Origin of the sequence: Roseovarius nanhaiticus, assembly GCF_900156535.1 — a bacterium.
GTDB lineage: Bacteria > Pseudomonadota > Alphaproteobacteria > Rhodobacterales > Rhodobacteraceae > Roseovarius > Roseovarius nanhaiticus.
In genome coordinates, this window is sequence record NZ_FTNV01000012.1 from 1 (window position 1) to 5,783 (window position 5,783).

Here is a 5,783-nt window from a genome sequence, read left to right on the forward strand (position 1 = left end):
CGAAGCACTCGAGGCATGGAAAATCGCGGCCAATGTCGCTTGATGTGAGATCGGCACGCCAACCTGAAGACTGGCTGAGTTAATGTGACAACACCTTTGTAAGAGCGCAGCCGATCGGGCCGTGGCCTGGAGATAGGTCGGTTTGGACCAGTCGATTCCGATACGCGCCGGTGCAGGTTTGTCCTCGACTTGCGATCCGTCAGGCTTATATTTCCGGCAGATATATCGAGGACACCGGCGTTGGGTAAACAGGTCATCCACATCACGCTTGCGGCCTTGTCGTTGATGGCCTCGCCCCTCGGCGCCGAGGATATCGCTTCATCGGCTTGCCCTTATCACACCTCCGACGAGCCGATCCTTGTCTTTCCTATGGGGTTCGAGCGTTTTCTCGATGGTCCCGATGTGCAAGTCGCTGTGCCCGAGGGATACATTCGGCCTTTCGAGCGCAAGCGCTACGCTCGCGACGGCACCGATGGAGCGGCGCGCCTTTTCGTCGAGATACCTTCACTCGCACCGATGTACCTCGCGGACGGGCCATCCTCCTCCTTCAGGCTCGAGACCTCGGTGCCGCAAGAGGATCGGGGCACCATCCTTCTCGGGCCCGGCGTCCCCCTGGAGGAGCATCTTGCAGCGGTGGTGGGCCCGGATGCAGCCGCGTCGGCCATCAAGACGGGCGATCCGTCAGACGGCAGTTCGGCGACGGATATGCCTGACGGCCTACAAGCCGTTCCCGGAGCGCTCCTTGGCCAGACCCTCGTCGCCGTCGAAGACGGGACGGTGACATTCCTCGCGAACTGTCAAGATGGCCGGGTCCCGATCTGCACGGGTCGCGTTACGCGCGACGTCCTCACAGCGCAGCTCACGTTCCGCCGTCTCCATCTGGATGCATGGCGCGATATACGGCAGCGCACGGACGCCCTTCTACGATGCTTCCTCACCAATCAGCCTTCTCCAGCCCTCGAATAGGACCATCACAATGCCCCTCGCGCTGACCTATCGGATAGCTTCTTTGGAACAGGAGCCGGGTATGCGGAAATCCTTTTGGATTCCGCCAGAAATCTGAACGCTCAGTACGTGTTCGACCTTACCGGCGCGGCTGGCGAGGCTCTGCTGTCGCCGTCTGGAGCGTTTGGAAATTACTCGATCACGCGGACCATCGGAGGAGATACGTCTGTGATCGTCGGGGGCGGCCCGAGCAATGACCGAATTACTTTAACCAGCAGAGGCGATGTCGCGCTCGGCTTTGCTGGCAATGACACCATCACCGGGGGTAGCGGCGACGATCGTATCTATGGCGGTGAGGGTGCGGACGTCCTTACCGGGGGCGGCGGCGCTGACGTTATCGACGGCGGGTCGAATGGGTCGTTTCTCGGCTTCGGGGGCGGCTACGTCTACATCGACAGCCGCGATGGAGACGCCCGCGTTGTGCTCATAGATATCGAGCGTGTCCAAGGGACCGGAGACGGGTCTTACTCCGTTGCCAGTTCTTTCTCCTCGCTACCTAGCCTGCTCAACCTTCGCGCGGCCCCGCTCGAAATCGCAACTGCGACCGCGGAGATTGCCCCGAGGGGCGAGGCGGCCATCGCCGAAGCCTTGCGCGACGGCCGAGCCACAATGGATCTCGACGCAGACGGCTTCTTCGCCTTCACGAACGTGAATGGCGAGGTTTTCCTAACCATTGAGGAGTTCAACTTCGCCGATGCGGGCGTCTTCATTGAGGCCGGGCGGGAAGAAGATGCTACTATAGGCACGGGTGGACGCGACCGCATCTTCGGCGACGATGACGCCGACCTGATCGCTGCCGACGCTGGCGACGACATAGTGTTCGGGCGCGGCGGCGCGGACGAGATCAGCGGCGAGGGCGGGCGCGATCGGTTGTTCGGCCAAGACGGAGATGATCGGCTCTTCGGAGATCGAGGCGAAGACGCGCTTTACGGCGGCAAAGGCAACGACCTGCTCTCGGGCGGAGCGGACGACGATCGGCTCTTTGGGCAGAATGGCGGTGACATCGTCGTCGGTGGGCAAGGCGACGACCGGCTCTACGGCCAAGGCGGTGATGATACCTTGCTCGGAGGCTCTGGCGACGACCGCATTTTCGCAGGGTTGGGAAATGACAGCGTGGCGGGTGGAGCGGGTGACGATCGCATCTTCCTCGGCAGCGGAGACGACGTGCTGGTCTTCGCCAACGGCGGTGGAAGGGACCGAGTCTACGGCCTTGGGCAAGGCGATCAGATCGCCTTCGACATCGAGGGCATCGAGACCTTTACCGATGTACTAGCCTTCGCATCGGGCTCACGAGGGCGAACCGAATTTGAGTTCGACGATGTGACTACGCTCACGGTCTACGGACTCGACGCGCACACCCTTACGGAGGATCAGTTCCTCTTCACCTGACTGATACGACGTCGCCGGTTGCACGCAGTCTGGTTCGCTTGGGCATGGCCTATTGAAGCGGACCTTCGTCGCCGATGCAGCGAAAGCCCGCTCCGTCCGCACACCGGCCTTTGGTGCCTCACGCAGCGAACGTCGGCTTTCGCCTCATGCGAGCTTTATTCCAAAAGCTCGCATAAGTGCCAAAGCTGAAAGCCCAACAAAACATGGGGAAAGTGCAGCATCGCGCAACATCTTACTTCTATCATGCAAGGTTTATAGGTATTATAGTGCTATAACCTCGCAAGGATTTGCCCGTGAAAGCTGCTACCGAGACCGCTTGGAATAACGGCCGCGTGGTCGGTAAAAAACCTCCGCTGATGCCCGACCAGGTATCCCTGATCCGGATGATCCTGCGCCAGGAAAAAGCCTTACGTGATCTGGCGCTGTTCAACACCGCCCTCGATACCAGTTTCCGGGGATCTGACCTGGTACGCCTGCGGGTCTCGGATGTGGCCACCCTGGCAGGGGTGCGCGAAATCGTCGAAATCCGACAAAAGAAAACCGAGACGCGCAATGCGCGTCCGGTCCAGGCGCGCCTGTCCTCCGGGACGCGCGACAGTCTGAGGGCTTATCTTGCCGACTCTGAAAAGCCGCTGCACGGCTGGCTGTTCACGGGGCAGGGGGCACGGTGGGCCGACACCCACCTCAGCGAAAGCCAGCTTTGGCGGCTGTTCCGCTCCTGGCTGGAAAAGGCCCGCCTCGATCCCAGCCTCTACGGCTTGCATTCGCTGCGCCGGACCTTCCCCACCTACATCTACCAGCAGACCGGCAACCTGCGCGCCGCCCAGCTCCTGCTCGGCCATGCCAGCATTGAAAGCACCAAGGAATACATCGGTACCGAACAGGCTGAAGCGCTGGAAATTGCGCGCAAGTATCACCTGTGACGGCCATGCAGACTTATCTTGAGAAACGCCAGCCTGCGCAGAAAATGGCTCGGTTCTACAGGATGGCAGTGATGCCGAACCTGTTCGGCGAATGGACGCTGTACCGCGAATGGGGCCGCATAGGGCAGGGCGGTCAGGTGCGGATGGATTGGTTCGAGGACGAGAACCAGGCCGTTGCGGCTCTGGTCACACTGGAAGCCTCCAAGCGTCAGCGGGGCTATTGGGTGGAGCCTCAGCAGCTCGCGATGTTTGATCTGACCGGTTGAATTCACGCGGCCACATCTCAACCGTTCAGCTGGATTTACAACAGCGTTGCCAGTATGTTCTACTTTAGATTAACAACATTGAGAGGCAAAGTATGAGCGGTGAAAACGATAGCAGCAGCAGAGAAACGAAGCCTGCGCCAAACATGGTAACAAGGCCGCACAGCAGTGAGAACGTTTCGATAAACTCGCAACAGCCCATGGCAAGTGCGCCAGTCGCGCCGCCACCGCCAAAGCCAAAGAGGTAGGCGAAGTGGCTAAGACCCCTAAACCTCCGCCAAAGCCCCCCGTCAAACTGCCCCCGCGAAAGGCAACGGTCGGGGTTAAGGTCCAAGGATCACAGCAGCCCATTGCTGCTGCAACTGGGACACCACCACCGCCCAAACCAAAAAGGTGAAACACATGGCTAGAGAGCCCGCGCCCCCGCCTTCACCACGTCCGTCAAGCATTCCGCGCTCGATCCCCGAAACGAATACGCGGCCTAGCCCGAGCGCACCCGTCGCGCCGCCACCCCCGAAGAGGTAAATAAGTGCTATCATCCGATAATCAGACGCCGGTATCAGTCAGCGGACGGGTCTTCATCCCCGACAACGCTAGACCCCTTCCCAGTGCCCCGTCCTCGTCGCCACCGCCGAAGAAGTGAGGGGGCGTGCCTAATGCGCACTTCTGAGATTTCTCCGGCAGGAATTATCGTTATTTCCGGCCCCCAGTCACCATGCTCGGGATCAACTTTTTCCCACTCACCGGATTCTTTGTCTCGGTAGTCAGTAACATAGAGTGCGATAGAGCCATCTTGCCCGAGTATCATTGGGCCGAAGGGCGCTTTCTTGAAGTCGTCAAGACGCTCGCATTGCAGTGTCGTCCCGTCTTTTTTTACAACAGTGATCTGCGACGGCCCGGAGTCTTCTCGATTGATAACAGTTTCCCATGCGGCGGTATTTCTGTCTGACGACGATATTCCTGCGCCACGCAGAATTTCTGGAAGGCTGTTGACGCTCACTCGACGCCAGATGGCGGCGACAACGAGTGCCGCCACTATGCCCCCAACACTGGCAGCATATCCGGCCCACAGGGGCAGTGCGACAGCATCGCTGGATGTGGGACCCCACGCCAGGTAGATAGCCAGTAGAAGAGCAGATGCAGCTTGCGATATGAAGGCAAAGACGAGAGCAATTGCTAACGTGTCCAATGTTTGGTGCGTGCTATCGCGGCCCGTGTACGCTAGGCGATAAGAAAGATACCCGGCAACCAATATTGCCAGGGTTTGATAGGGTAGCTGTAAGAGCCTTTCGATAGCTTCCATTCCGATAGTCAGAGCACTGTTTCACCGCGCCTGCAACATGGCTGGGCGCAGCCATGTTGCAGGCTATGAACCTTGACAGCCCAGCAACGCCGCCCGCATGTCCTAAGGACATGCGGGCGGCGTTGCTGCTTGTAAGCTGAAAAATCTCACTACCAAGCCAAGCTGAAAAGTATAGTATTTATACCTTTTTCACCTTATGTTGCGCTCATGAAGTTCGAGTATGACCCCGACAAGAGCGCCGCCAACCGCGAAAAGCACGGTATCGACTTTGATGAGGCTCAGGCTCTCTGGGATGATCCTTATCTGATCGAGGCCCCCGCCAACGTCACGGATGAGCCACGCTTTCTGGCGGTTGGCATGATCGGGGCCAGACACTGGACGGCTGTCTACACACACCGGAGCGACCGGGTGCGGATCATCTCCGTGCGCCGCGCTCGCAAGCAGGAGATTGACCACTATGAAGGCGACTGAATTCGACGAACGCTTCGACGCGGGTGAAGACATGTCCGCCCATGTCGATTGGACAAAGGCGCGCCGCCTCAATGTCGAGGCAAAGCGGGTGAACGTGGATTTCCCGACCTGGGTCGTCGCCGGTCTGGACCGGCAGGCTCAGAAGCTCGGCATCACCCGTCAGGCGCTGATCAAGATGTGGATCGCAGAACGCCTCGAATGAGGGCCGTTGCGACCAGGCACGAATAAAGCCAAGGCTTGTCGCCATCCGGAAAAAAACAGCATCGTAAAGCCGACCGATGGCGGCAAGAAAGACCGATAGTTCATGAATTTGTTCAACCGCAAGACCCTGAAGGGTGTTGTCACGTTAACGCCCTGCACATTGCTGGCCGAGGGTTGTCAGCGTAGTTGGTGGCGATGCGAAATCAAGACATCCGCTACAAGCGCCAC

General features: G+C 59.2%; 7 protein-coding genes. 6 read left to right on the forward strand and 1 reads right to left on the reverse strand.

Translation table 11 applies throughout. From position 1 onward, the window contains the following. Nucleotides 1-240: 240 nt before the first annotated feature. The 4 genes from BW975_RS17735 to BW975_RS17750 all read left to right on the forward strand — a co-directional run bounded on the left by BW975_RS17735 (nt 241) and on the right by BW975_RS17750 (nt 3,583). Nucleotides 241-966, forward strand: coding sequence for a hypothetical protein (locus BW975_RS17735; RefSeq protein WP_076535671.1), 726 nt, complete (start codon nt 241-243; stop codon nt 964-966). A 108-nt stretch (nt 967-1,074) separates the two neighbouring features. Then, a complete protein-coding gene (locus tag BW975_RS17740) occupies nt 1,075-2,394 on the forward strand; it encodes a calcium-binding protein (RefSeq protein WP_139194273.1) in 1,320 nt (439 codons plus the stop codon). Nucleotides 2,395-2,687: 293 nt separating this feature from the next. Then, nucleotides 2,688-3,317 (forward strand): tyrosine-type recombinase/integrase, encoded by a 630-nt coding sequence (locus tag BW975_RS17745; protein WP_244512636.1) that lies wholly within the window; start codon nt 2,688-2,690, stop codon nt 3,315-3,317. A gap of 5 nt (nt 3,318-3,322) precedes the next feature. Next, nucleotides 3,323-3,583 (forward strand): WGR domain-containing protein, encoded by a 261-nt coding sequence (locus BW975_RS17750; RefSeq protein WP_076535674.1) that lies wholly within the window; start codon nt 3,323-3,325, stop codon nt 3,581-3,583. A 556-nt stretch (nt 3,584-4,139) separates the two neighbouring features. Here the strand turns inward: BW975_RS17750 and BW975_RS17985 are convergent. Further along, on the reverse strand, nt 4,140-4,883 hold the full coding sequence (locus BW975_RS17985; protein ID WP_038068556.1) for a hypothetical protein: 744 nt from the start codon (nt 4,881-4,883) through the stop codon (nt 4,140-4,142). 207 nt (nt 4,884-5,090) lie between these two features. Between BW975_RS17985 and BW975_RS17760 the strand changes: the two genes are divergently transcribed. Together BW975_RS17760 and brnA are read left to right on the forward strand one after the other, a co-directional pair. Continuing rightward, nucleotides 5,091-5,354: a BrnT family toxin gene (locus BW975_RS17760; RefSeq protein WP_076535676.1), complete on the forward strand. Its 264-nt coding sequence runs from the start codon at nt 5,091-5,093 to the stop codon at nt 5,352-5,354. Then, the gene (brnA, locus tag BW975_RS17765) at nt 5,341-5,556 is read left to right on the forward strand and encodes a type II toxin-antitoxin system BrnA family antitoxin (RefSeq protein WP_066009074.1); all 216 of its coding nucleotides are present in this window, start codon (nt 5,341-5,343) and stop codon (nt 5,554-5,556) included. Before BW975_RS17760 ends, brnA begins: the two co-directional genes overlap by 14 nt. Nucleotides 5,557-5,783: the final 227 nt, after the last annotated feature.